At 61.8% G+C, this 23,781-nt stretch carries 17 protein-coding genes; 6 read left to right on the top strand and 11 right to left on the bottom strand.

The features are described 5' to 3' along the window. The first annotated feature begins 42 nt into the window (after nucleotides 1-42). Nucleotides 43-990 carry a tyrosinase family protein gene (locus OZ428_RS06820; protein ID WP_269132951.1) on the top strand — a complete coding sequence of 316 codons (948 nt, stop codon included), beginning with the start codon at nucleotides 43-45 and terminating at the stop codon, nucleotides 988-990. Nucleotides 991-1,052: 62 nt separating this feature from the next. Then, nucleotides 1,053-5,861: an NEL-type E3 ubiquitin ligase domain-containing protein gene (locus tag OZ428_RS06815; protein ID WP_269132950.1), complete on the top strand. Its 4,809-nt coding sequence runs from the start codon at nucleotides 1,053-1,055 to the stop codon at nucleotides 5,859-5,861. A 4-nt stretch (nucleotides 5,862-5,865) separates the two neighbouring features. Here the strand turns inward: OZ428_RS06815 and OZ428_RS06810 are convergent, their stop codons facing one another. The 5 genes from OZ428_RS06810 to OZ428_RS06790 all read right to left on the bottom strand — a co-directional run bounded on the left by OZ428_RS06810 (nucleotide 5,866) and on the right by OZ428_RS06790 (nucleotide 11,511). Further along, nucleotides 5,866-6,348: a CS1 type fimbrial major subunit gene (locus OZ428_RS06810; protein ID WP_133074531.1), complete on the bottom strand. Its 483-nt coding sequence runs from the start codon at nucleotides 6,346-6,348 to the stop codon at nucleotides 5,866-5,868. Between the two features lie 4 nt (nucleotides 6,349-6,352). Next, entirely contained in the window at nucleotides 6,353-7,093 is a 741-nt protein-coding gene (locus tag OZ428_RS06805; protein WP_133074532.1) for a molecular chaperone, read from the bottom strand. Between the two features lie 25 nt (nucleotides 7,094-7,118). Continuing rightward, complete coding sequence (locus OZ428_RS06800) at nucleotides 7,119-8,348, bottom strand: hypothetical protein (protein ID WP_269132949.1); 1,230 nt, start codon at nucleotides 8,346-8,348, stop codon at nucleotides 7,119-7,121. 22 nt (nucleotides 8,349-8,370) lie between these two features. After that, on the bottom strand, nucleotides 8,371-10,893 hold the full coding sequence (locus tag OZ428_RS06795) for a CS1-pili formation C-terminal domain-containing protein (protein WP_269132948.1): 2,523 nt from the start codon (nucleotides 10,891-10,893) through the stop codon (nucleotides 8,371-8,373). A gap of 129 nt (nucleotides 10,894-11,022) precedes the next feature. Next, the gene (locus OZ428_RS06790) at nucleotides 11,023-11,511 is read right to left on the bottom strand and encodes a CS1 type fimbrial major subunit (protein ID WP_133074534.1); all 489 of its coding nucleotides are present in this window, start codon (nucleotides 11,509-11,511) and stop codon (nucleotides 11,023-11,025) included. A 477-nt stretch (nucleotides 11,512-11,988) separates the two neighbouring features. Between OZ428_RS06790 and OZ428_RS06785 the strand changes: the two genes are divergently transcribed. Both OZ428_RS06785 and OZ428_RS06780 read left to right on the top strand, forming a co-directional pair. Beyond that, nucleotides 11,989-12,510 (top strand): PadR family transcriptional regulator, encoded by a 522-nt coding sequence (locus tag OZ428_RS06785; protein ID WP_049709805.1) that lies wholly within the window; start codon nucleotides 11,989-11,991, stop codon nucleotides 12,508-12,510. Beyond that, the gene (locus OZ428_RS06780) at nucleotides 12,507-13,274 is read left to right on the top strand and encodes a siderophore-interacting protein (RefSeq protein WP_133074535.1); all 768 of its coding nucleotides are present in this window, start codon (nucleotides 12,507-12,509) and stop codon (nucleotides 13,272-13,274) included. The genes OZ428_RS06785 and OZ428_RS06780 overlap by 4 nt, the downstream gene beginning before the upstream one ends. Here OZ428_RS06780 and OZ428_RS06775 read toward each other — a convergent pair whose 3' ends face one another. Both OZ428_RS06775 and OZ428_RS06770 read right to left on the bottom strand, forming a co-directional pair. Beyond that, complete coding sequence (locus tag OZ428_RS06775; RefSeq protein ID WP_269132947.1) at nucleotides 13,275-13,898, bottom strand: Pr6Pr family membrane protein; 624 nt, start codon at nucleotides 13,896-13,898, stop codon at nucleotides 13,275-13,277. A 4-nt stretch (nucleotides 13,899-13,902) separates the two neighbouring features. Continuing rightward, entirely contained in the window at nucleotides 13,903-14,136 is a 234-nt protein-coding gene (locus OZ428_RS06770; RefSeq protein ID WP_016977534.1) for a VF530 family DNA-binding protein, read from the bottom strand. 142 nt (nucleotides 14,137-14,278) lie between these two features. Here OZ428_RS06770 and OZ428_RS06765 point away from each other — a divergent pair, with 142 nt between their 5' ends. Both OZ428_RS06765 and OZ428_RS06760 read left to right on the top strand, forming a co-directional pair. Next, on the top strand, nucleotides 14,279-16,297 hold the full coding sequence (locus OZ428_RS06765) for a TonB-dependent receptor (protein ID WP_133074537.1): 2,019 nt from the start codon (nucleotides 14,279-14,281) through the stop codon (nucleotides 16,295-16,297). Nucleotides 16,298-16,797: 500 nt separating this feature from the next. Continuing rightward, nucleotides 16,798-19,215, top strand: coding sequence for a glucose/quinate/shikimate family membrane-bound PQQ-dependent dehydrogenase (locus OZ428_RS06760; protein WP_133074538.1), 2,418 nt, complete (start codon nucleotides 16,798-16,800; stop codon nucleotides 19,213-19,215). Nucleotides 19,216-19,274: 59 nt separating this feature from the next. Here the strand turns inward: OZ428_RS06760 and OZ428_RS06755 are convergent, their stop codons facing one another. Genes OZ428_RS06755 through OZ428_RS06740 form a run of 4 tightly spaced genes read right to left on the bottom strand, consistent with a single transcriptional unit; the run spans nucleotide 19,275 to nucleotide 23,572 of the window. Next, on the bottom strand, nucleotides 19,275-19,694 hold the full coding sequence (locus OZ428_RS06755; RefSeq protein WP_269132946.1) for a group I truncated hemoglobin: 420 nt from the start codon (nucleotides 19,692-19,694) through the stop codon (nucleotides 19,275-19,277). Then, on the bottom strand, nucleotides 19,694-20,557 hold the full coding sequence (locus tag OZ428_RS06750) for a DUF3034 family protein (protein WP_269132945.1): 864 nt from the start codon (nucleotides 20,555-20,557) through the stop codon (nucleotides 19,694-19,696). Before OZ428_RS06750 ends, OZ428_RS06755 begins: the two co-directional genes overlap by 1 nt. Nucleotides 20,558-20,562: 5 nt before the next feature. Then, nucleotides 20,563-22,911 (bottom strand): putative bifunctional diguanylate cyclase/phosphodiesterase, encoded by a 2,349-nt coding sequence (locus OZ428_RS06745; RefSeq protein WP_133074541.1) that lies wholly within the window; start codon nucleotides 22,909-22,911, stop codon nucleotides 20,563-20,565. Further along, nucleotides 22,895-23,572 carry a methylamine utilization protein gene (locus OZ428_RS06740; RefSeq protein ID WP_269132944.1) on the bottom strand — a complete coding sequence of 226 codons (678 nt, stop codon included), beginning with the start codon at nucleotides 23,570-23,572 and terminating at the stop codon, nucleotides 22,895-22,897. Before OZ428_RS06740 ends, OZ428_RS06745 begins: the two co-directional genes overlap by 17 nt. Nucleotides 23,573-23,781: the final 209 nt, after the last annotated feature.

The following is a 23,781-nucleotide window of genomic DNA, read 5'->3' as shown; positions in this document are numbered from 1 at the left end:
GTTTCTAGATTGAGTCCACATCCCTCCTATCAGAGACCCTCCATGGATATCCGGATCAACCATCGCAATATGACTCGCGAGCAAAAAACCACGTTAGTCGAAGCCGTGCTGCGCTTGAAAAACGACACCGCCAGTGTGCTGCGCCCCGGTCAGCAAAACCGTTACGACGACTTTGTACAGGTGCACAAAAACGCCATGGGCGGCGCCGACCAGTTCCAGCCCATGCCGCACCGCAGTCCATTGTTTTTCCCCTGGCATCGGGTGTTCCTGCGCCAGTTCGAACGCGCCCTGCAAACGGCGGCCAATGACACCAGCATCACCCTGCCATTCTGGGACTGGACCCTGACCGGGCCCAACGACCCCTTCACCCCGACCTTTCTCGGCGGCAACGGTGACCGCGAGCAGAATTTTCGGGTGGTCACCGGGCCGTTCGCGGCGCAAGCCGGACGCTTCGAAGTGAAAGTCTGGGAACAGGACGCAGGCGACCCCGGTCTGCGCCGCGACTTCGGCAACGAAGCCGGCGCGCACTTGCCGGACAACGAACAGGTCACCACCGCCCTATCCAAAACCCCTTACGCCGGTGGCCCCGATACCTGGCTGAATTTCTGCGAGGGCGTGCTGCACGATCCGGTGCATCGCTGGGTGGGGGGCGACATGGGTTTCAGCAGCTCACCGAATGACCCGGTGTTCTTCCTGCATCACTGCTACCTCGACCTGCTGTGGGAACGCTGGAAACGCCAACACCCAACCATTGAGCCCTACCTGCCGCAAGCCGACTTTCCGGGCCTGGACCTGTCGGCCAGGCTGGTGTTTAACGCCGAAGATAAAACCGCGCCCTGGACCGAGAGCTGGTTGGTGGGCGACGTGCTGACCACCGAGGCGCTGGACTACACCTATGGCCAGTTCACCGCACTCGCGCCGAACTGTCCGGTCACGCCACCGCCTTCGGGGCCAACGGTGCAACTGGTTGAAGACGACCTAACTATCTAACCCCTGGCACTTCCCAGCCCCCCTAGGCTGATGGCCTTGTCCACAACACAAGGTCATCCGCCATGCCTAAAGGCCCCCACTACTCACTGATCAAACGCCGTTTGCCCGATTGGCTGGCGACCACCGCCGTGCCACGGGCAAAGGCGCTGGGCCAGGTCTCAATGGCCCGTTTACCCACATTGCTGCGCACCGCCGATAAAGACCACAGCGCGCTCAAACGGGCCAACGCCGAAGCCTGGACCACGCAAAACGCAATCGACAAACGCCTCAAGGACCTGCAAGACGTCTACGCCTTCGCCGCGCCCTTGCTCACGGCGGCGCTGGTGCAACGCTACGCCATCACGCTCGACGTGCGCGCAACTCACCTATTCCTAGTAATCACCAAGGGCACCCTGCTTCAGGGCACCAGCAGCCGCACCGTGTCGCTGCTGGACGCCGCGCTGCAGAACTTCGCCAAAGACGAAACCTTCACCGACAGCTCCAGCTACATCACCCGACCGGATGCACGCGGGCACTTCATGATCGAGATGCACAAGGACCGCATGAGCATCGCGCAATTCGTCGCCCTGTGCCGCGAACTGGACATCGGCGCGCAATACGCCCGGCACCTGAAACAGCACCTGCTTGACGGCGCAGACCTGCAACCCCAAGTGATCGCCAGCCAGCAAGCCGCACTGAACAACGCCGCACATCTGGCGCAATTGCACGACGAGATCCAGCCCGCCACCTTTCATCTGCTGCAACGCACGGTGAAGGGCGAACGTGGGGTGATGCAGTTTTATCGGCTGCGTATGCAAGGCACCTTGCTCGCCGGCATCTTGCTGATCGCCGCCAACCTCGATCAGGCAACCGATGTAGTGCCCGTAGTGGCCTATATCCCCCACGACCCCCAGGGCGCCATCCGCGAATACCCCAGCACCCTGGCGTTGCGCAACGCGCTGGTCGAGCAGTTGAAAGCCCCGGCCTACCAACAGTTTTTCAGCCAGTTCATCGACCACGGGCAACGCACGGCGTTTTTCAGCGGGCTGCAACAACGCCCGACGCTCGCCGCCGAGCGCATCGACGGCGAACTGTGGCCGCTGCTGTACCAGGCCGCGCTGAACAAGATCCTCAACGACGGCCGCAGCCTGGCCGTGTCCACCGCCGATGCCGACCGCCGCGCACGCTGGGCCTGGTGGGACAAGGTCAGTCAAACCCTGGAAGGCGTGCTCAATGTGGCGCTGCTGGTGATCACGCCGTTCGTGCCGTTGCTGGGCGAAGTGATGCTGGCCTACACCGCCTACCAATTGCTGGATGAACTGGTGGAGGGCGTGGTGGACCTTGCCGAAGGCCAGGCGATGGAAGCCGCCGGGCATTTTGTCGGGGTGGTCAGCGATGCGGTGCAACTGAGGGCGTTTGGCGTCGGTGGAGAGTTGGCCCAGTCGGTGTTCGTCAACGGGCTCAAGCCGGTGGAGGTCAAGGGCAAGACGCGTTTGTGGAACCCTGACCCGCAGCCCTACCGGCAAGACCTCCAACTGCCCGCCGACTCGACTGCCGATGAATGGGGCCTGCACACCCACCTGGGGCAAAAGGTTCTGCCCGTTGCGGGCGAGCACTATGCGGTCAAGCTTGAAGGCGGCGAATACCGCATCCAGCATGCCAGCCGCCCGGACGCCTATGCCCCGCCGCTGCAACATAACGACAGCCCGCGAGCCTGGAGCGATCAGCGCCGCTTGCAAGCGCTGGGCCCTTTCAGCCCGGCGCAGCACGACCAGATCCTGCGCACCAGCGGCCTCGACCATGCCACGCTGCGTGCGGTGCAGGCCGATAACCTGGCGGCGCCGTTGCTCGACGATACCCTCAAGCGCGTGCGCCTGAACCAGCAAGCGGCCGACATGGCAGGTCAATTACGCGCTGGCGAACCGATCGATCAAGACACCTACTGGAGCCCGCATATCGCCCGCGAGCTGCCGGGCTGGCCCGGTGATCGGGCGATCCTGGTGTATGAAAACGCCGACCTCAGCGGCGACCATCTGCGCTTCGGCGAGCCCGAGGCATCGCATACCCTGGCGATCAGCCGCGATGACCTGAACCAGGGTAAATTACCGGAGCGCCTGGTGGACTTTCTCGACACACCTCAACTGACGACCCTGCTCGGCGAACTGCCCGAAAGTCGCGCAGCGCGTATCGATGCCCTGCGCAATCGCATGGCCGACCACTTGGCCCAGCGCAGGGGCTCGCTGTTCGCCTACCTGTACCGCCACAGCGAAGACCTCACCACCGAGCATGGCCTGCGCATACGTGAAGCCTGCCCTGGCCTGCCCAAAAACCTGGTGCGCCACGTGCTGGGCCAGGCGCGGCCCGATGAGCTGGCGATCCTGGACACGCAAAAACGCCTGCCCTTGCGCCTCAAGACCCTGGCCCGCGCAGGGCAGTTGCAGGCCCGGGGCGCCCATGCCTATCAGGGCTTCTACGACGCTCAATTGCTCACCCCGCAAACCGAGCAAATGGTGCTCGACACCTTGCGCCTGTTCAGCGACAACCTGCAGGATTGCCGCATCGAGATCCGCCAACACACGCCGATTGCCAATGTGCGCGCCAGTGCCGGGCCGCCGGGCGCCCGCCACCGCCGCCTGTTGCTGAAAACCGACGGGGTGTATGAGGTCTACAACGAACACCAGCAGCGCCTGCAACCGGCTGCCGACTTGTTTGACGCACTGCTCGATGCCCTGCCCACCGACAAACGCACGACACTGGGCACGGGGCCCGCGCTCAAGGAGTGGGTGATGGACACGTTGCTCGCCCCCGAAGCGCGTCGCACCGTGTTGACGGGACCGCAGCCCGTCAAACCTGCGCCCGCGGCCAACTCGCCACTGCTGCAAAAGCCCATGCATCCGGCGGCGCCCTGGAGCAGCGACCTGTTCCCCGGCACCCTGGAGCAACGGGTCAAGGTGCTGTACCCCTACGCCGACCAAGCCCTGATCGACAGCTACCTGCAGACCCTCACCGATCCACTGCAACGCCAGCACTTCGAAGCCCGCGAAATCGAGAAAGCCGAACTGCACGTCGACCTCAGCAATTGGATCAACACCGCCCCTATTGACGAGGCACCGGGCGTGGCCGATCAACGCTACTACCTGGCCAAGGCGCTGTTGCGCACCTGGGAAGAAAACCTCGGCGTCGACGACACTGGTGTGCGCCTGAGCCTGCAAGGGGTAAGGCTGTCGGGGTTGTTGGGCAACCTGCGGCTGCGCGCCAATTTCAACCATGTGCTGCACCTGGAAATGATCGACGCAGGCCTGCTGGACAACGACACGCTGCTCCTCGACAGCTTCCCCCAGTTGGTCAGCCTCAGCCTGCGGGATAACCAACTGACCCGACTGCCGCAGGCCATCCGAGGCATGACCTCACTGACGTATTTGAGCCTGGAGAGCAACCCGATCGAGTGGGACCCCGTGGGCCTGCGGCAACTGGCCGAGCTGTCCCACTTACGCCAGTTGTCCCTGGGCCATAACCGCCATCTGGTCCAGGCGCCGAACCTGGGTGGCCTGCCGCATCTGGAGGCGTTGTCATTGCGCAACACGGGGATCAGCGACTGGCCCGACGGCTTGTTCGATCTACCCAGGCCCTGGGGGTTTTACCTGGATGTGCAAAACACCGCGATCAACCGCCTGCCGCAATTTCTGCCCTGGCAACCCGAAGCCCAACTGCTGGCGTACACCCGTCTCGACCGCAATCACCTGAATGCCAACGACGAGCAACTCTTGATCAGCTACCGCCTGGAGGCCGGCCTGGATCCCCATCGCAACTACCCGCCCAAGGGCGATGCGCGCTTTTGGCTGGAGAACGAATCGCCACAGCACCGAGCCTGGTTGCAGGAGCTTTGGCAAGACATCGAGACAGAGCACGGCTCCCAAGGTTTTTTCGAAGTGATCAAAAGCCTGGAACCGTCGGCGCTGTTTGAGGATGAAGTCGATGCCGACCTGTATGAGCAAGGGCGCAGTGACCTGACCGATAAGGTCTGGCGCATGCTGCTGACCATGGAGACCGACACGGACTTGCGAACGCGGCTGTTCCAGATGGCCAGTAACCCGGTGACCTGCGCCGATGCCGGCGCGCATACCTTCAATGCGATGGGTATTGAAGTGCAATTGGCAGAAATCAACCGTGACCTGCACGGTCAGCAACGCGCGTTGAAGCTGGCTCATCTGGCCAGGGGAAAGTCCCGCCTGGATCGCCTCAACCAGGCAGCCCAGGCCGATATCCGCCAGCGCATCAAACCTCGGGCAGAAGGTGGCCAGGGCTTGCGCTTCAGCACCGAGGTGATTGACGGCGAACCCGGCACGGTGGATGAGGTGGAGGTGTACCTGGCGTATCACAGCGGGCTGAAGACGCGCCTGAAACTGCCCTGGGTATCGCAACACATGCACTACCGCGCCACGGCCGACGTCGACGTGACCCGACTCAACCGCGCGTTCGACCACGTGATGCGCCTGGAGGCCGGCGACGGCCTGGTGGACGGCATGCGTAAGCAACCGTTCTGGGACCTCTACTTACGTGAGACCTACGCACCGGCATTCCAAGCCAGCATTGAGCGCGCCAATGCATTGATCGACCCGCTGGACGATTTGCTCTTCGCCCAAAACCAATGGGCCAGCGCCGGTCCGGCCGAGCAGACGCTGTTGAAACCGCGCCTGCAGGCCTTGGCTGATGCGCTCAACGTGCCCCATGCCGAGGTGTTCAGCGGCCAGCCGATGAGCCAGGAAACCTATGAACGTATCCTCGCCGCCGGCTTCACCGAGGAGGTGCCCAGTGAAGAGAACCTCGCCCGCCGCCTCACACGGGAAGTACTGCGAGCATTAACAGCACAGGAAAGCGGCGCCCGTTCGTAGGCCTCTACGGCGCGATCGCATCAAACACCATGTGCACCGTGCCGGAGTAATGGCCCGGACGATAATCGTCAGCCGGCTTGATCGCGGCGATTTCCAGGCCGACGCGCTTGCCCGGCCGCGCGTCGACGGTGGACACCACTTCGGATTGCGTCAGCCCCAGCACCACCTCATTGAAGGTCACGCGCAGGTCGACGCGATCCGTGCCGTTGAACAGGTAAGCCTCCTGGTCCAGCCGCGCGCCGATCGCGCCGCCGACGTTCTTCACATCGAACGGTGCGCGCAACATGGCCAGTTGCGAACTCACCGGGTTGTAGGCCAGCTTTTGCTCGCGCTGCACCAGTTGCGGATCCACGGGCAGCACGTAGAAGTCGGCGGTGGGAATAGTCACCGAGACCTCGAATGTCTCGCGCTCGACGGCGGCCTCCAACCGGGATATCGACAAGCCCAGCACCATCGCCAGAACGACCAGCGCAATTATTCTGTACATGGCTTCACCCCTTGACCTCGATTTTGCGGGTTGCCTCGCCTTCGATCAGGCTGAAGCGGTATTCACGGCCAGGTTGTTTGTCAAAACCGTAGGAGCGCCCGGCGCGGATGTGATGGCGAAGGGTCGGCCGGCACTCTTGCGGCGAAGCGGCGGCGCAGTCCTTGAATTCATCGACCACCACCACGCTGTTGCCGTTATTGCGCAGGGTGTAGCGCTTGCCGTCGTCCTGCAATTGAGTATTGAACTGGGTGTTTTTCGGCCGCACGAAAAACACCGTGCCATAGCCGGCCAGCACGCGTACGCCGGCCGCGAGGCTTTCCTTGTATTCAGCACGTTCGTCTTCGGTGACGGCAAAGTCATCCTCGGCCTGGGGCACCACCGGCACAAAACGTACGCGAAAATAACGCTCTTTATCGCGGTTGCCCATGAACAGCAGGCGCGTGCCCTGGGTGCCGTTGGCCGGCACGATCAGCCGCGCCGGGCTGGCCATCAAGCCATCGCGGGCGGTGGCGCCGGGCTGGTTTTGCAGGGGCACTTCGCGGTAGGTGCCGTCTTCGTCGTAAATCATCTCGAGGATGTTGACCTTGACGAAGGCGGTGGACGTGCCGCCGTTGAACACCCGCTTCATGTAGGTACTTTTATCGCCGGCGAGGTAGTCGTACACCACCCCCACATTGATCTGCGGGCCGGCCAAGGCGCCGAGGGAACACAGCGACAAGGCGCACAGCATCAACAAACGTTTCATTCACTCAACCTCATGTAAAAGCGCTTCAAACTTGTGAATCCCAGACCACGGTGACGGTGCCGGAGAAGGTGCTGCCGGGGTGGTCGAGCATCTGCTCGACAACGTCGGCCTTGATTTCGAAATGCAGGGTGCTGGGTTTGCGGTCAATGTATTGCGTGGGCTGGAACAGCTCGGTGCCACTGCCGTCCAGGCGCAGGGGCAAGCGGTTGACCGGGCGCCCGGCGCCGTCGCTCATGCCATTGGGCAGCGTCACCGCAATGTCCAACGGCACCTGCACGCCTGCCGCATTGCGCACGCTGCAGGTGTTGCCAAGGGGCTCGGGGCATTCGAGGGTCATCTTGAAGGCCGAACTGGTCCACAGGTTGATGTTCTGGTCGCGGAACAGCCGGCTGGGTTTTCGCCCGTTCTGCAGCCAGGCCTGCCAGCCGCCTTGGGGTTCGAGCAGGATGCGGTTGCCGCCTGGAGGAATTTCAACTTTGAGGATGTGGTCGACGTCCAGCACGAAGTCGATCACGGCCAGGTTCTCTTTAGGCAGTACGTTGTCGCCAAAGTCGAAGTCCTTGCCGGGGCCTACGGTGTACATCTGGCTGCCGCGATAGGTCCCGGCGGGCATGGCCAATGGGTTGGGGGTACGCAGCTCGTACGCGAATTCGAGGTGGGCGTAGTCGAACTGCGTCAGGTCGAACTTGGCTTGAGTGGCGCACGCGCCGGCGTTTTCCGGCACCAGCCAGAAAAACCACACCCAATAACTGGTGCCGTTGAGGCCACCGGTATGCTGGCAAGGAGGCGGCGCGCTGCTCCAGCGGCCGTAGCTCCACAAATGGTTGTAATTGCCACCGCCGGTAATTTTCACGACATCACCGTAATGGTCTGCCCGACCGCCGATCCCGGCAATACGCACCTCCAGCTGCGAGTCGTCGCCCTGATCATTGGTTACTGTGACGTTGCGCCAGTCTGAAGGCACCTTGAGGTAGGCGCCTTGGCGCGGGTCGGGATGATTGGCCAGTATCGGCCCGCCGATTGTCTGGCGGGCCGGTCCTATTGGCATAAGCAAACTGAACAACCCACGCGGATCACAAAATGCGTAGAAATAAGCGCAATAACCGGCACTGGGCGTCACGTTCTTGAAGCGGTTGACCATCGGGTTGGCAGGGTTGGGCCGAAACTCAGCGCGCACCTCCACATTCCCCGCGTACACCTGTGCTGCCGTCAGCGCCAGCAACGCGCCTGCTAAAAACCGATAAAGCGTCTTCACTGAGTGGCTCCAAAACATGTGCTCAACCCGCCGCGCGATGGGCGACGGCGATATCCGCCAAGGTGTCCGGCGTGCAACGCAGATCGCCGATCATCAACACATCGCTTTCCCGCCGCGCCGTGCTGGGGTCCAAGCGGAACTGGCACAGCAACTGGTTGGCGTGGCGTACTTCCAGGGTCGGCGCGCTGGCGGTCATTTCCATCGAGAAGAAACCATCCACCTCACTCACCGCACGGCTGGCGTGGTTGATCACCTGATGGCCCCTGAGCGGCTGGCCGGTTTCATCCACCAGGCGCCCGAGCACGGTCACGGTTTTCATCACACTGACTTTTCGGTACTCCACGCCGCCCTTGTTCAGGTGGTAGTTGCTGCGTGGCGGTTGAATGTTGGCCGCCGGTGGATGGTTGCCTTCGAAGTCGAACGCGAGGGTGCTGTTCTTGTAGGCGGTGATCGGTACAAAATTGCGCCCTGGCCGCAGGCGCGTGCTGCCGCCGGTCAAGTCATCGGCGCGCAGGGTGATGTCGTCGAGGTCGGTTTCGACGTCCACAATCATCCCGGCACCGCCGCCCTGGGGTTGGCTGCTCAAGGCCAGCGCGCTGCCGCCCACCGCCACCGTGCTACTAAGGTTCAGCCCACCGGACAAACGCCCGTTGAACGACGAGCGCTGCGCATAAGTGTCGCCGTAGAGCGCGTCGCTCTGGAAGCTGGCACGACCCGCCAGCCCGACGCCGTAGGTGTCGGCCAGCACCGTGCCGGAGACGCTTTGCAGCACGTGGTCTTCAAGGTTTTTGGTATAGGTGAGCGAACCGTTGTTATCACGGGTGCCGTCGCGGGCGGTGCGCGTACCAATACTGGCGCTCCACTGCTCGCCCGGTGAACCGAGGGCCACGCTGACACTGAGGTCGACGCCACGGTTGCGGTTGTCGCCAGTGCTCGCGGTGGCGGGCCGGTCGAATACCGAGAGGCGCCAGTTGGCATCGCTGCCAAAGAACGTGCCGCGTTCGGTCCAGCCCACATCCAGGCCCATCCCTTCAATGTTGCCTTGGCTGTAGGACAGCCGCGAGTTGATCGAACTGGTGTTGCTTAGTCGATGGTTGAGTGACAACGATGAGTTGCTGGTCTGGCCGATAAACACGTTGCGCTGCCGCACACGCGTGCCGTCCGGCAGCACTTCATAGGTATTGGTGGTGTCGAGCCAGCTGCGGTTGTGGCTGAACACCACGCTGCCCGTGCCATAGCTGTACAGGGTTTGCAGGTCCAGGCCGGTACCGTGGTTTTGGGTCTGGTAGACGTTGGCATACAGGCTGAGGCTGTTGCCCAGGGTCCAGTCGATGGAGGTGCCGTATTGCATGGCTTCACGCACTTTGCGCGTCGACAGGCCAAGGATCACCCGTGGATGCGCCAAGTAATTGAGGCCGGCGCCGTAGGTCAGGAACCCGCTGGACTGCTCATCCCAGTTGCTCAGCAGTTTGCTTTCGCGCCCGACAAAGGTGTTGTAGCGCCAACGCTCGTCGAGGTTGCGCCAGTTGTTGGGCTTGTAGATCAGCTCCTGGGTGGTGGAGGTGGTGAGGCCGTCTTCGATCAGGCGCACTTCCACTTCGTAGATACCGCCGGGCAAGGGCCGCGTATCCAGGGTTTGCAGGCCGGCGGCGACCGGCTGCGTATTGATCAGCAGGCCGGCACGGTAGATCTCCACCGACGCTTGGCGGCTGGCGGTGACATACACCGGGTACACGCTGGGCTTGGGGTTGTTGATCACCAGGCTGTCGGAACTGCCGTACATCACCCCCATGGCGGTGTCGGGGTTGGCGCCGAACGAGCGGATCTGCCGGGTCAGGCCGTTGGAGCCGGGAGTGAAATAGCCCAGGCGCACGAAGTTGCCTTCCAATTCACGCTGGGTGTAAAGCTCGTGCATGGCGTGATACAGCGTGGTGTCGGTGCCCCCGATACGCGACAACTGCAGGTTCATGGCCTGGGTCCAGTTGCCGAGACTGGAACTGGCGACGACACCGTAACGTCCGCCGACGGCTTCGTTCTCGCCACCCGTAATATTCAATTGATTATTGACGATCAGCCCCAGGCTGCCGGTCTCCGGTTGATCATAAAACTGTTTGATCTGTGCGCTGCGCTCGACGTTTTCGGTCAGGATTGACACCAACGAATTTTCCAAGCTGTAGTGCACAGCCAACAGTTGCGACGGGCAACTTTGCTGGCAACTTCCCAGCGACAGGCCTTGTTGCAGAAGTTGCTCCCAAGTTGCACGGATTGTGGCAGAGACGGGGCTGTCGCCGATATCATTGAATTGCAGCAGGGTAATACGATCATCGCGCCCTAATACAATCATGGCTTCGCCCAGGAACTGTTGATCCAGTTCCACGCGCACGGCCAATGGCACATCGAAAAAGTGTTGTTCAAACTCTGCCGGCAGTCCCTTGGACTGAGATAACAGACTGCCGGGCGTGGTGCCGGGGGTCGCTGGCGCGGCCAGCGCACTGGCGCACAGCAACAGCGCAAGCGCGCCCGCAATTGGCGTCATCGAAAACATGGACGGAATACTCGTCGGTACGGACAGTCGGGACGGTTGAACCAGGCCGGCGTTCGGGGAGGAAGGCGCCGGCCGGTCTTTTCATGCCCCCATGGCCAGGGCGGCCTGGGGGTTACGCACCCGCTGGAATCAACGTGGTACTGCGTCGAAGATCACGGTGTAGCTGGCGGTGTACAGGCCGTTCTGGGTGTCTGCCGGGCGAGCCGGAGCGATCACCAGGTCAGCCTGGGTACCGGGCGTGGACTGCGGATCATCGACCACTTCCTGCGAAGTGCCGGTCAGGACCACACCGTTGAAGGTGTTGGTCAGAGCAATGCTGTCCGAACCGTTGTACAGCGCAGCGGCGGTTGGGCCGCCTTCGATGTAGGCATTGACCGAACCGTCGGTGTTTTTCACATCGAAGGTTGCCCGCAGGGAACTGAGTTCACCGCTGACAGGGTTGTAGTTCATGGTCTCGTCTTTACCGAAGTTCGGGTCACGAGGCTGCGCGTGAAACTGCTTGGTTGGAATATCGGCCGTGATGCTGATGGACGAACGCGCGTCATCGGCAGCCATGGCAATGGAGGAACTCAGGGCGGCCGCAACGAATGGGACAGCTACGGCGAGTGTCTTGAACATGGTGATTACCTGTCATCTAAAGAGGGGTTCTTAGAAGCAGTTGAAAAACGACATATTTTCCAACTATTTGCATTGCAAGTCAGCGACTTGTTCAACGCCAGGCAAGTATCCAGCTCACGCTCTTTAAAGTAAGCAGGCGAATTCACTTAGTTGCGTAGCCTTGTAACACTACAACTGATAGGAAAGTTATGGCATTTTGCCAAAACTTAAAATATAGCTGTAAGACAAAGACTACGCGAGACTAAATGAGAATGTTTTAGTTGCATTCTTATCCGTAAGAATAGGATTACACCCAATAAAAAACAACTGCATTTATTAGACTTAACCCACTTAATGCTTAACTTGAGTAGTTGCTCTAGTTTATCTCGTCGTCATGCGCGAACACCGGCGAGACGGCATGCCGTCCGTCGGGCGCTCTTGCCAGCCATCTAAGATATATCTTACGTTATATCTAGACACACACAGAGGCGCCTACCCATGCGAGACCATCCTCACCAGCGCGACGGCTTTGACCCGCGCGCAGGCCGCGGTCGCGGCCCCCGGGTATTTGCACCCGGCGATTTGAAACTGCTGCTGCCGGCGCTGATCGCCGAACAGCCTTGCCACGGCTACGACTTGATCCGCCAGATCGAAAGCCTGTTCGACGGCGCATACACCCCCAGCCCCGGCGTGATCTACCCGACCCTGACCTTCCTGGAAGAAAGCGATTTGATCCAGGGCGACGCCGATGGCGGAAAAAAACGCTACACAATCACCGACGCCGGTCGTCTCTTCTTAAGCGAGCAAGCGGTCGCCCTGGACGGCGTACGCATGCGCATCGACGTGAGCAAGCGTTCACTGCGCGGCCATGACCGCCCACCGGAGATCCACGAGGCGGTGCACAACCTGCGTCATGCCCTGCACTCGCACCACGGGCGCTGGAGCCCGGAAGAAATCGTTCGTGTCGCGGCGCTGCTCAATCGCACCGCTCAAGCCATTGCCGACGGGAAAGACCAATGAATACTCAAGTCATCCATCGCGTTACCCACGAAATCAAACGTCGCCGCCTGCAAGTGTTGCGGGTGGTCGATATCACGCCACGCATGCGTCGCATCACCCTGGGCGGGCCTGAGCTGGCGGGGTTTGTCAGCCTGGGGGCCGACGATCACATCAAGCTGCTGTTCCCACAGAACGCCGCCGAGCAGGCTGCACTGGAAAGCCCGACCTTCACCATCAAGGGCGACGGCCCGCAGCCGGCCATGCGCGACTACACGCCGCGTCGCTTTGACCTGAGCATCGGCGAACTGGATATCGACTTCGTGCTCCACGGCGATGGCCCCGCGTCCACCTGGGCCGAGCAGGTGCAGGTCGGCCAGCACCTGTACATCGGCGGGCCACGGGGCTCGTTGATCGTGCCGGATATCTTCGACAGCTACTTGCTGATCGGCGATGAAACCGCCCTGCCCGCCATCGCGCGGCGCCTGGAAGAATTGTCGGCGGGGCGTAAGGTGCTGGCGGTGATTGAGATCGCCAATGCGCAAGAAAAGCAGCCGCTGCAAAGCGCTGCCGATGTTGAAGTGATCTGGGTGATCCGTGGCCAGGATGACCTGCTCGACACCGTGCAAAAACTGACGCTGCCGAGTGGCTCGCTATACAGCTTCGTGGCGACCGAAACCAAGTTGTCACGCCGTGTGCGCCGTGTGCTGCTGGACACGCATCAGGTCAATGAAGACTACCTCAAGGCCGTGGGTTACTGGCGTGCCGATGGCAGCGAAGAGGAATGATCAGCGCCGGGGCTTGATCAGCTTATCCAGCCCCACCACCGCCAACGCGATCAGCACAAAGCCCAGCAAAATCCCCCCGGCATTCACAAACACCTGTGGATAGCCGAGGGTGCTCACGTCAATGAACGGGTACTGATACTGCCCGAGCAGATCCCCCCGCAACAGTGCGTAAGCGAAGTACACCAGCGGGTAAATCACCCAACCGCCGATGTGCTTCAAGCGTAAATCGCCCTTGGGCACACACCGCCACCAGTAGATGAAAAACAGCACCGGCATCACGTCGTGCAGCAACTCATCGGCGATGAACTGGAAGCCTTCGGGCTGCCACAAATGGCGCAGCAGCAGGTTGTACGCCAGGCCTACCACCAGGATGCTCACGGCGATGCCGCTGCTGATCACCGGCGCGAGGAAAAACCGCTTCGCAGGGGAATCACGGCTCACCCGCGCATAGCTCAACACCACCACCGCCAGGGTGTTGGTGAGCACGGTGAAGAAGCTGAAAAAGTTGATCAACCCGCCCAACAGGCTGGCACCGGATTCCCAGCGCGAATAGAGAATCAGGTATTGCTGGATCGCCAACCCCGCCCAACCGGCCAGCGCCGCTGCTGCCACGAACCGCTTCATCGAATCAATCCAGCGGGCGTTTGGTGCGCATCAGTTTTACGTACAGACCTTCGACTTTCTCCCGCGCCCACGGAGTTTTGCGCAGGAACGTGAGGCTCGACTTGATGCTGGGGTCGCTCTTGAAACAGCGGACATCAATGCGCTCGGCCAGGCCTTCCCATTCGTAGTGTTCCACCAGAGTGGTGAGGACGTGTTGCAGGGTCACGCCGTGAAGTGGGTCGTTGCTTGTCGCGGTCATGCCAGGCCTTTTGCAAAAAAGTAGAAATACAGCCGCTCACTTTAGCACGAAGAAAAAAGTTCCCGTTCTCAACGAAAAAGAGATGTTATATTGTAACTATAACTTTCAAATCTTTTAGTCGTTTTGCCAAGGAATGTGTCCGATGTCCCTCTCTTCTCTCTGGCGCTTGTCCCCGCTTGCCGCCGCCCTGTTGATCGGCTCCGAAGCCCACGCGCTTGAGCTGCAACCCCAAGTCATCACCGGCAACCCGTTGGGCAGCGAACAGCTCGCCTCGCCCACCACCGTGCTGGAAGGCGATGACCTGACCCTGCAACAAAAAGGCAGCCTCGGCGAGACCCTCAACAAGCAGCCGGGTGTGTCCTCTTCGTACTTTGGCCCAGGCGCCAGCCGGCCGATCATCCGGGGCCAGGACGGCGACCGCATTCGCATCCTGCGCAATGGCGTGGGCGCGCTGGATGCTTCGTCGCTGTCCTACGACCACGCGGTGCCGCTGGACCCGGTCAACGTCGACCGCATTGAAATCGTGCGCGGCCCGGCGGCGCTTTTGTATGGCGGCAGCGCCATTGGCGGCGTGGTCAACACCTTCGACAACCGCATCCCGACCGAAGCCATCGAAGGCATCCACGGTGCCGGTGAACTGCGCTACGGCGGCGCCGACACCACCCGCAGCAGCGCGGGCAGGCTGGAAGCCGGCAACGGCACCTTTGCCTTGCACCTGGATGCGAATGCGCGGGAATTCAACGACCTGAAAATCCCCGGCCAGGCCCGCAGCCGTCACGCACCAGAAAGCGACGACGCACCGGGTAAAAACGGCCGTCTGGGTAACAGCGACGGGCGCCAGGACGGTGGTGCCGTGGGCGGTTCCTACACCTGGGACGACGGTTATGCTGGTTTGTCCTACAGCAATTACGACGCGAACTACGGCTCCCCGGCCGAGCAGGACGTGCGCATCCGCATGAAGCAGGATCACTACGCCTTCGCCTCGGAGATCCGCAACCTGCAAGGCCCGTTTACCTCGGTAAAACTCGACGCGGGTTACACCGACTACGAACACCGCGAAATCGAAGGCGGCGAAACCGGCACGATCTTCAAGAACAAAGGCTACGAAGCCCGCGTTGAAGCCCGTCACCAGCCGATTGGCCCGCTCGATGGCGTGGTCGGTGCCCAAGTCACCCGCAATGAATTCTCGGCCCTCGGTGAAGAAGCCTTCGTACCGCAGACCGACACCACGGCTGGCGCGCTGTTCATCCTCGAAGAAATGCAGGCCACCGAACGCCTGAAACTCAGCCTCGGCGGACGCCTGGAACACACCAGCGTCGACCCGGACGCCAAGGGCAACGCGCGTTTTGCCGGGGCCGACAAATCCAACGATTTCACCGCCGGCAGCCTGTCTTCCGGTGCGGTGTACACCCTCACGCCAGTCTGGTCCCTGGCCGCGACCCTGGGCTACACCGAACGCGCACCGACGTTCTACGAGCTGTACGCCAACGGCGCCCACGTTGCCACCGGCACCTACGAGCTGGGCGATGCCAACCTGAAGAAAGAAAAAGCCGTGTCCAGCGACCTGGCGCTGCGCTTTGACAACGGCACTCACAAGGGCAGCTTCGGCGTTTTCTACAGCCGCTTCTCCAATTACATAGGCCTGTTGGGCAGCGGTCGCACGCTGAACGATGAAGGTGAAGAAGACGCCGGCGGCATCCCTGAGTACAAATACTCTGGCGTGCGCGCCCGTTTCGCCGGCTTTGAAGCCCAGGATCACTGGAAGCTTGGCGAAAGCGCCTACGGCAAGTTTGCCTTGGAACTGTCGGGCGACTACACCCGCGCCACCAACCTGGACACCGGCGAAGCCTTGCCGCGTATTGCACCGCTGCGCTTGAACAGCGGCTTGCTGTGGGAACTGGACCGCTGGCAGGCACGCATCGACGTGGAACATGCGGCGGGCCAAGGCCGTGTGCCGGATAACGAGAGCGGCACCGATGGCTACACCACCTTGGGAGCGAGCGCGGGTTATCGCTTCAACATGGGTGGCAGCCAGTGGTTGGCGTTTGTGAACGGTGAAAACCTGACCAACCAGACGGTGCGGTATGCCAGCTCGATCCTGCGGGATATTGCGCCGGCGCCGGGGCGGAGTGTGCAGTTCGGCGTGCGAACCACTTTCTAAAGCTCAACCCATTCAAAGGAAGCCCGCTTACTCACTGTGGTGAGCGGGCTTGTTGTGGTGAGCGGGCTTGCCCCGCGCTGGGTGGCGAAGCCGCCCTAATAACGCCACCTCGTTGTTTCAGGCACATCCCAGCTTAGGTATTGGGGCTGCTGCGCAGCCCAACGCGGGGCAAGCCCGCTCACCACAATCACTGTTACCAATTCAGAAATGATGCATATCGCGATTCGTCCTTTCTCTCCAAGACAACTCCCTTTATCCTTGCCCGCAACAAACTGAAACGTTTCACTTCCGCGGTCGACCCCATCTTGCCGAATTCCCCCTCTGCCAAAGACAGCGCTGTCTTATATCGACCTGCGCCTGGGGATAAATCGCCCGTCTGTGGATAACCCCACTTATCCCCAGAAAAACCGAATTAACGCTGAACCAAGCCCGTGTCGAATCGTCATCTACAGTGAAGAAACACGGGGATACATAATTCCAACGTCACGGAGAAACACACTATGAGCACTGATGGTGCTTCGAGCCCTAGCCGCCTGCTGCCCAGGCTGCTCGGCGTCTTGCTTCTGATCATGGGCCTGGCCTTGCTGGCCGGGGGTATCAAGCTGACGATGCTTGGCGGGTCGCTGTATTACCTGCTGGCCGGTATCGGCATCACCCTGACCGGCATCCTGTTGCTGGCCACCCGTCGCGCCGCGCTGGGCCTGTACGCACTGGTGCTGTTTGCCAGCACCGTGTGGGCCTTGTGGGAAGTCGGCCTGGATTGGTGGCAGTTGGTGCCGCGCCTGGCGCTGCTGTTCGCCTTGGGCATCGTCATGCTGCTGCCGTGGTTTCGCCGTCCGTTGCTGCGTGGCCAACCTGCCCCGCTGGGCACTGGCGCGCTGAGCGTGGCCGTGGTGCTGGCGGGTGCTACCGCCCTGGCCAGCCAGTTCACCAACCCCGGTGAAATGGTCAAGACCGGCCAACTCGACCGCGACGCAGTCCCTGGCATGGCCAGCGCTGCACCGTCCCAGGCGGATGGCGACTGGAACTCCTACGGCCGTTCGGCCTACGGCGATCGCTACTCGCCACTGGCGCAGATCACTCCGGAAAACGCCCACAAGCTGGTGCCGGCGTGGACGTATCGCACCGGTGACATTCCTGGCCCGAACGATCCAGGCGAAACCACCGCAGAAAACACCCCGCTGAAAGTCAACGGCATGCTTTACGTGTGCACGCCGCACAGCCAAGTGATTGCGCTGGACCCGGACACCGGCAAGGAAATCTGGCGCTTCGATCCGAAGATCAGCAGCATGGGTGCCGAGAACTTCAAGGGTTGGGCCCACATGACCTGCCGTGGCGTGTCGTATCACGATGACGCCGCCTACGCTTCCGAGCAGAGCCCGACCGGCAGCGCCAGCCCGGCTGCCGCACCGAATGCCTGCCCGAAACGCATCTTCGTGCCGACCGCCGACACCCGTCTGATCGCCCTCAACGCCGACACCGGCAAGATGTGCGAAGACTTCGGTGACAAAGGCCAGGTCGACCTGCGAGCCAACATTGGTGGTTTCGCCCCAGGCGGTTACTACTCCACCTCGCCACCGGCCGTGACCAAAAACCTGGTCGTGATCGGCGGCCACGTCACCGACAACGTCTCTACCGACGAGCCGAGCGGCGTGATCCGCGCGTTCGACGTGCACACCGGCAAGCTGGTGTGGAACTGGGACAGCGGCAACCCGGACGACACCACCCCGTTGGCCGAAGGCAAGACCTACACCCGCAACTCGCCGAACATGTGGTCCATGTTCGCCGTGGATGAAAAACTCGGCATGCTCTACCTGCCGATGGGCAACCAGATGCCCGACCAATACGGCGGCGACCGTACCGAAGATTCGGAAAAATACAGCGCCGGCCTGACCGCCCTGGACATCGACAGCGGCCACGTGAAGTGGACCTTCCAGTTCACTCACCATGACCTGTGGGACATGGACGTGGGCGGCCAGCCGTCGCTGATCGACATCAAGACCGAAGCCGGCGTGAAGCAGGCGGTGATGGCGTCGACCAAGCAAGGCAGCATCTACGTGCTGGACCGTGCAACCGGCCAGCCTGTGGTGCCGATCCACGAAGTCGCTGTACCGCAGGGCGCAGTGGCTGGCGATCACACTTCGCCAACCCAACCGAAGTCCGACCTGAACTTCATGCCACCGCCGCTCAAAGAGCGTGACATGTGGGGTGTGACGCCGTTCGACCAACTGCTGTGCCGCATCGATTTCAAATCCATGCGCTACGACGGGGCCTTCACACCACCTTCGCTGCAAGGTTCGATCGTTTACCCAGGTAACTTCGGCGTGTTCGACTGGGGTGGCATTTCCGTCGACCCGGTGCGCCAGATCGCGTTCGTGAACCCGAGCTACATGGCGTTCAAATCCAAGCTGATCCCGGCCGCCGACATTGCCAAGCAAGGTCCACGCGTCAGCGAAACCGAAGGCGTGCAGCCGAACAAAGGCGCGCCGTACGGCGTGATCCTCGAAGCCATGCTGTCGCCAATGGGCCTGCCGTGCCAGGCACCGGCGTGGGGTTATGTGGCAGCGGTCGACCTGACCACCCATAAAACCATCTGGATGCACAAGAACGGCACCGTGCGTGACAGCGCGCCGGTTCCGATCCCGTTGACCATGGGCGTGCCTAGCCTGGGCGGCACCTTCACCACCGCCGGTGGCGTGGCGTTCCTCAGCGGCACCCTGGACCAGTACCTGCGTGCCTATGACGTGAAAAACGGCAAGCAACTGTGGGAAGGCCGCCTGCCAGCCGGCGCGCAAACCACCCCGATGACCTACACCGGTAAAGACGGCAAGCAATACGTGCTGGTCATGGCCGGCGGTCACGGTTCCCTGGGCACCAAACAGGGTGACTACGTGATGGCGTTCAAACTGCCGGAATAAGCTTTACTGGCGGTAAAAAAGGCGGCGCCCCTCAACAGGTCGCCGCCTTTTTCTTGGGGTCAGTGTTCGATCACATCCCCACGCATCACGGCCAACCGTGCAATCAGACGGTTTTGCACCGGCACCGAGATTCCCTCGCTGTCCATCGCCTTGATCAAATCCTCCACCAACGCATTGAAGTCACTGCGGCTCACATTCTGCCCCTTGTGACTCTCGGCCATGCTATCCCCGGTGTAAGTGCACGGCCCGCCCGCTTCCACACAGAACTGCTCGATCAATTTGTTCCGCAGGCGCTGTATATCAATGCGCCGGAAGCGTTCGACGATACGTTCATCGCGGGCGATGTTGAGCAGCATGCCCTCAACGATACGCGTGATACCCGGCATGGCGCCGAGGTCGCGGTACAGGCTGTCGTCCTTGGGCGGTTGCTGAGCGCAGGCACTGAGCAGCATGACGAACACCACAGGCAGCCAACGCATCAGAAACTCCCCTGCACAGACAGGTAGGTACCGTTCTGGTTATCCAGCGTGGCGATTTCGCCCAGGCGTGCGTAGGCCAATACGAACGACACATGCTTGTTGGGAAAGTAGCCGACAAACACATCCGCCCAATCACTCTCGCCGGCAAACGACAGGTTGTCGGGCTTCTCGCGGTACTCCACGCCCACCGCCCAGCGCGGGTTGAGCAGCAACGCCAGCGAGCCTTCCTTGAGCAGGCTGCGGCTGTCGCGGCGGTCACCGCCAAAGCCAAGCAAACCGGTTTCATTCGCCCGGCTGTAGCGCAGGCTGCCGTTGACCAGCACGTTGTAGCCAAACGCGGCGCCCATGAACAGGCGGCTGGCGGCGAGGTAGCCTTCAACGTCGCTGTCACGCTTGGCGCCCACCAACTTCGGGATGTCGAAGTTGGTCTGGTGCTTGTATTCCAAGCCCAGGGACACTTGGGGCAAATCGTCGTAGATCACGTCGCCAAACAGTCGCACCTTGAGGCCCAGCACGTCCTGGCCGAGATTGTCTTCGGGCAGATTGAGCGTGTGCACCAGCGTGCCGAGGTCAAAACGCTGGCGGGCGAAAGACACTTCGACGCGGTTGTCATACGCCAGCGCCAACCCGGCCACGTCCAGCCGATAGTCCGGCAGGTTGACCGTGGTGGCAAACGCCGTGGCGCCCCACTCGTGCTGTTCGCCATACCCGGCCAGCAGCGCCCACGGCGTGATCCCGCCGCCCGCCGTACCTTCAATGCTGCTGGCGCCACCCGTGGCAATCAGACGGCCGTTATCGGCCCACGCCGTTTGCAGGGTCAGTGCACCAAGGCAACCGATCAGAAAAGAAACACGCACCGTCATGCCACTCAATGAACCAGGGAAGTTTGCGCACTGAGGGGCAAGGCCACCCAGGCTTCGAAGGCGTCGGCACTCAAAGGCCGACTGATCAGGTAACCCTGGGCCGTGTCGCACTGCCAACGCTCCAGCAAGCGCAGGCTGTGGGCGTACTCAACGCCCTCGGCGACCACCTTGAGGCCCAGGTTGTGGCTCATCTCGATGGTGGAGCGCACGATCACCGCGTCTTCACTGGTTTCATCGAGGTTGCGCACAAAGGATTGGTCGATCTTCAACTCTTGCACCGGCAGGCGCTTGAGGTGCGCCAATGACGAATAACCGGTGCCGAAGTCGTCCACCGACAGGCCGATACCGCAGTCGCGCAGCAAGTTGAGTACCTTGAGGGCTTTTTCCGGCTCGCGCATCACCGCGCTTTCAGTGATTTCGAACAACAGCTGTTCCGCTGGCAAGCCGTAGCGACGCAACAACGCCGACACGCGGTGGGCCAGTTCATCGCCGAGCAGATCGTCGGCCGAGATGTTCAGCGACAACTGTAGCGACAGGCCACGCCGGTTCCATTCGCACAACTGGCGAATGCCCTCTTCGATCACCCATTGGGTCAGCAACTGGATGCTGCCCGAGCGCTCGGCCAAGGGGATGAACTCCGCGGGCGAGACCATGCCAAATTGCGGGTGTTGCCAGCGCAACAGGGCTTCGGCCTGGCGCACGTGGCCCTGGCGAATATCCAGTTTGGGCTGGTAGTGCAGCAGCAGTTGGCCCTGGTTAGGCGCGTGGCGCAGGTCGCGGATCAGAGTGATCTGGCGGCGGTGTGCCAAGTCGCGGCCCTGCTCGTAGATCTGCAAGCGCCCCGGCATTTGCGCGGCATCTTTCATGGCGATGGCCGCGCGTTCCAGCAAGGTTTGGGGACTTTCGCCATCGGCCGGGTAGGCCGCGATGCCCAGGCGGCAATCCAACGCCAGGTCATGGCCATTGATGCGCTGGGGACGCAGCAACAGTTGCTGAAGTTTGTCAGCCATGCCCACCGCCTCGTCACTGCCCGCGCCTTCCAGCAGCAGCAGGAACTCATCGGCAATCAGGTGCGCCAAGGTGTCGCCGGGGCGCAGCGCCGCCTGCAGGCGCTGGCTCACCGTCAACAGCAATTGGTCCACGGCTTCGGGGCCGGCGGCTTCGCTGGCGGCGCGCAGGTTGTCGATGCCCAGGTAAATCAGCGCCATCGGTCGTTGCAGGGCAATCGCACTGCCCAGGCGCTCCATCGCCAGTGCGCGATTTGGCAGGCCGGTGAGACGATCATGCAGGGCGTTGTGCGCCAGCTGTTGTTCACGCTCGGCAATCCCGCTTTGCATGGTGTTGACCGCCAGCGCCAGACGCCCCAATTCATCACTGCGCGCCAGCACGACCGGGGTCTGGTAGTCGCCGCTGCGGATACGCTCGGCCGCCAACGCCAGCGCCTGCACCGGACGCGACACCGTACGGGCCAGCAGCAAGGCACCGACCAGAGACGCTATCAGCGCGACCAAGGCTATCCCAAGGATCTTTTCATCCAGCGGCACAAACGCCTGCATCGCCGCGTCCAGCGGACTTTGCAGCAAGGCCAGGACTTTGCCGTTTTCATCGCTGGCCAGGACCAACGACTGACTGAGAAAGCTGTGTTCAAGATGATCGGTGGTCGACACGCCACGGCGCGTCGAGTCGCCTTGCATCAACACACTGATGCTCTCGCGCAGCACCTGTGGCTGGGTGCTGACCAACTCGCCAGGGCGGTCGTGGTCAATCGCCAGGAACGAGACTTCCAGGTTGCTCAACGAACGCAGCTCATCGGCAAACGCTGCGTCCATGCTGAAACCCATCACCACCCGCGCAATCGGCAATGGCGCCAGCACCGAAGCCTCCACCAACAGATGCGGCTCGCCTTGCAACGGCACCATCAACATCGCCTGGCGATTGCGTCGTGCTTCGCGCAACGCCTGGTCGTAACGAAAGGTCGAGCCCTCCGGGACTTCCTCCAGGGTGCTGGCCAGGACTTTGCCGTCCATGCCCAGCAGGATCATGTCGCTGGCGTTGATGCGCTTGCCGTGGTTGAGCAGCACCGAGCGCATCGTCGCCGAATCGCCACTGGCGACCGCATCGCGAAAACCGAAGTCGGCGGCCAACAGCTGAACGCCGTCAGCCAGGCGCCGACCACGAACATCGAGCAAGCGCTCGAACACCCGCGTACCCACTTCCAACTGGGACAGGGCCTGGCCGTGTACCGCCGAGCGGGTCGCCGCCTTGACGCTGAAATACAGCGCGCCGATCACCACCAGCGACAGCAGGATCAGCACACTGGCGACACGCGCCTGGAAACTACTGCGCAGTTTCACGGGCGGCTCGATTGAAGGCATCACCAAAGGCGCTAGGCGTCGGCGGCAGATCCGCGGACGCAGGCTCCAGGCTCATTGAAACCCGATGGCTCAGGCCCGCAGCGGGGATTTTCAAGGTACCGCCGTCCAGCGGTTGCATACCCGCCAACTGCGGGTGCCACAGGGTCAGGTGGTAGTCACCGGCCGGCAGTTGCTCCAGGCGCACGCGTCCCTCGGCATCGCTGACACCGAAGCGAGGATCCTCGGTCACGTAGATATAGCCGAGCATCCAATCATGGATATTGCAGCCCAACACCACGACCCCGGGCTTGTCGAACAGCAGCGGGTCGGATGGCGTGCCCTCGTATAGCCGCAGCTCAAAGCGCTTGGCGGTGGAAAACGAATAGACCTGATGACGAATGTTGTCGCTGTTGGGGAAGCGCACCTGCGTGCCGGTATGCACGGCCAACACATGGGGCGCGAAGCGTTGGCCGCGCTGGTCCATATCCGCCTTGAGCACACCCTCGGGCGCACCAACCGGGCCCCACACGGTCACCACAGCATCGGTCACCGGGCGGCCATCGGCCTGGTAAGCCAACACCTCAAGCGTCGCCGCAGGCACAAGGCCGGCCGCCGCCAGCAACAGCGCAGCAAGGGATAACAGAGAGAAAATCCGAGCCATGGTCGATCCGCAGAAAAGGGCTAAAAGAGCGGCCAGCCTTGGCACAACAGCATTGAACTGCGAGCATGATGACGTAAATAAGGCCAATTGCCATCACTGGACATGCATCAATACATGACCGCCGGTCGGCAAAAACCTATGCAACCGGTCAGGCTCTGTAGAGATTATCGACCCCGTCTCAAAATTCTGTAGTCGATGGGAAGGGCTTA

The organism is Pseudomonas sp. GXZC, assembly GCF_026967615.1.
Classification (GTDB): domain Bacteria; phylum Pseudomonadota; class Gammaproteobacteria; order Pseudomonadales; family Pseudomonadaceae; genus Aquipseudomonas; species Aquipseudomonas azotoformans_A.
The sequence above is the reverse complement of the archived record's forward strand: the minus strand, read 5'-3'. Positions and strand labels throughout refer to the sequence as shown.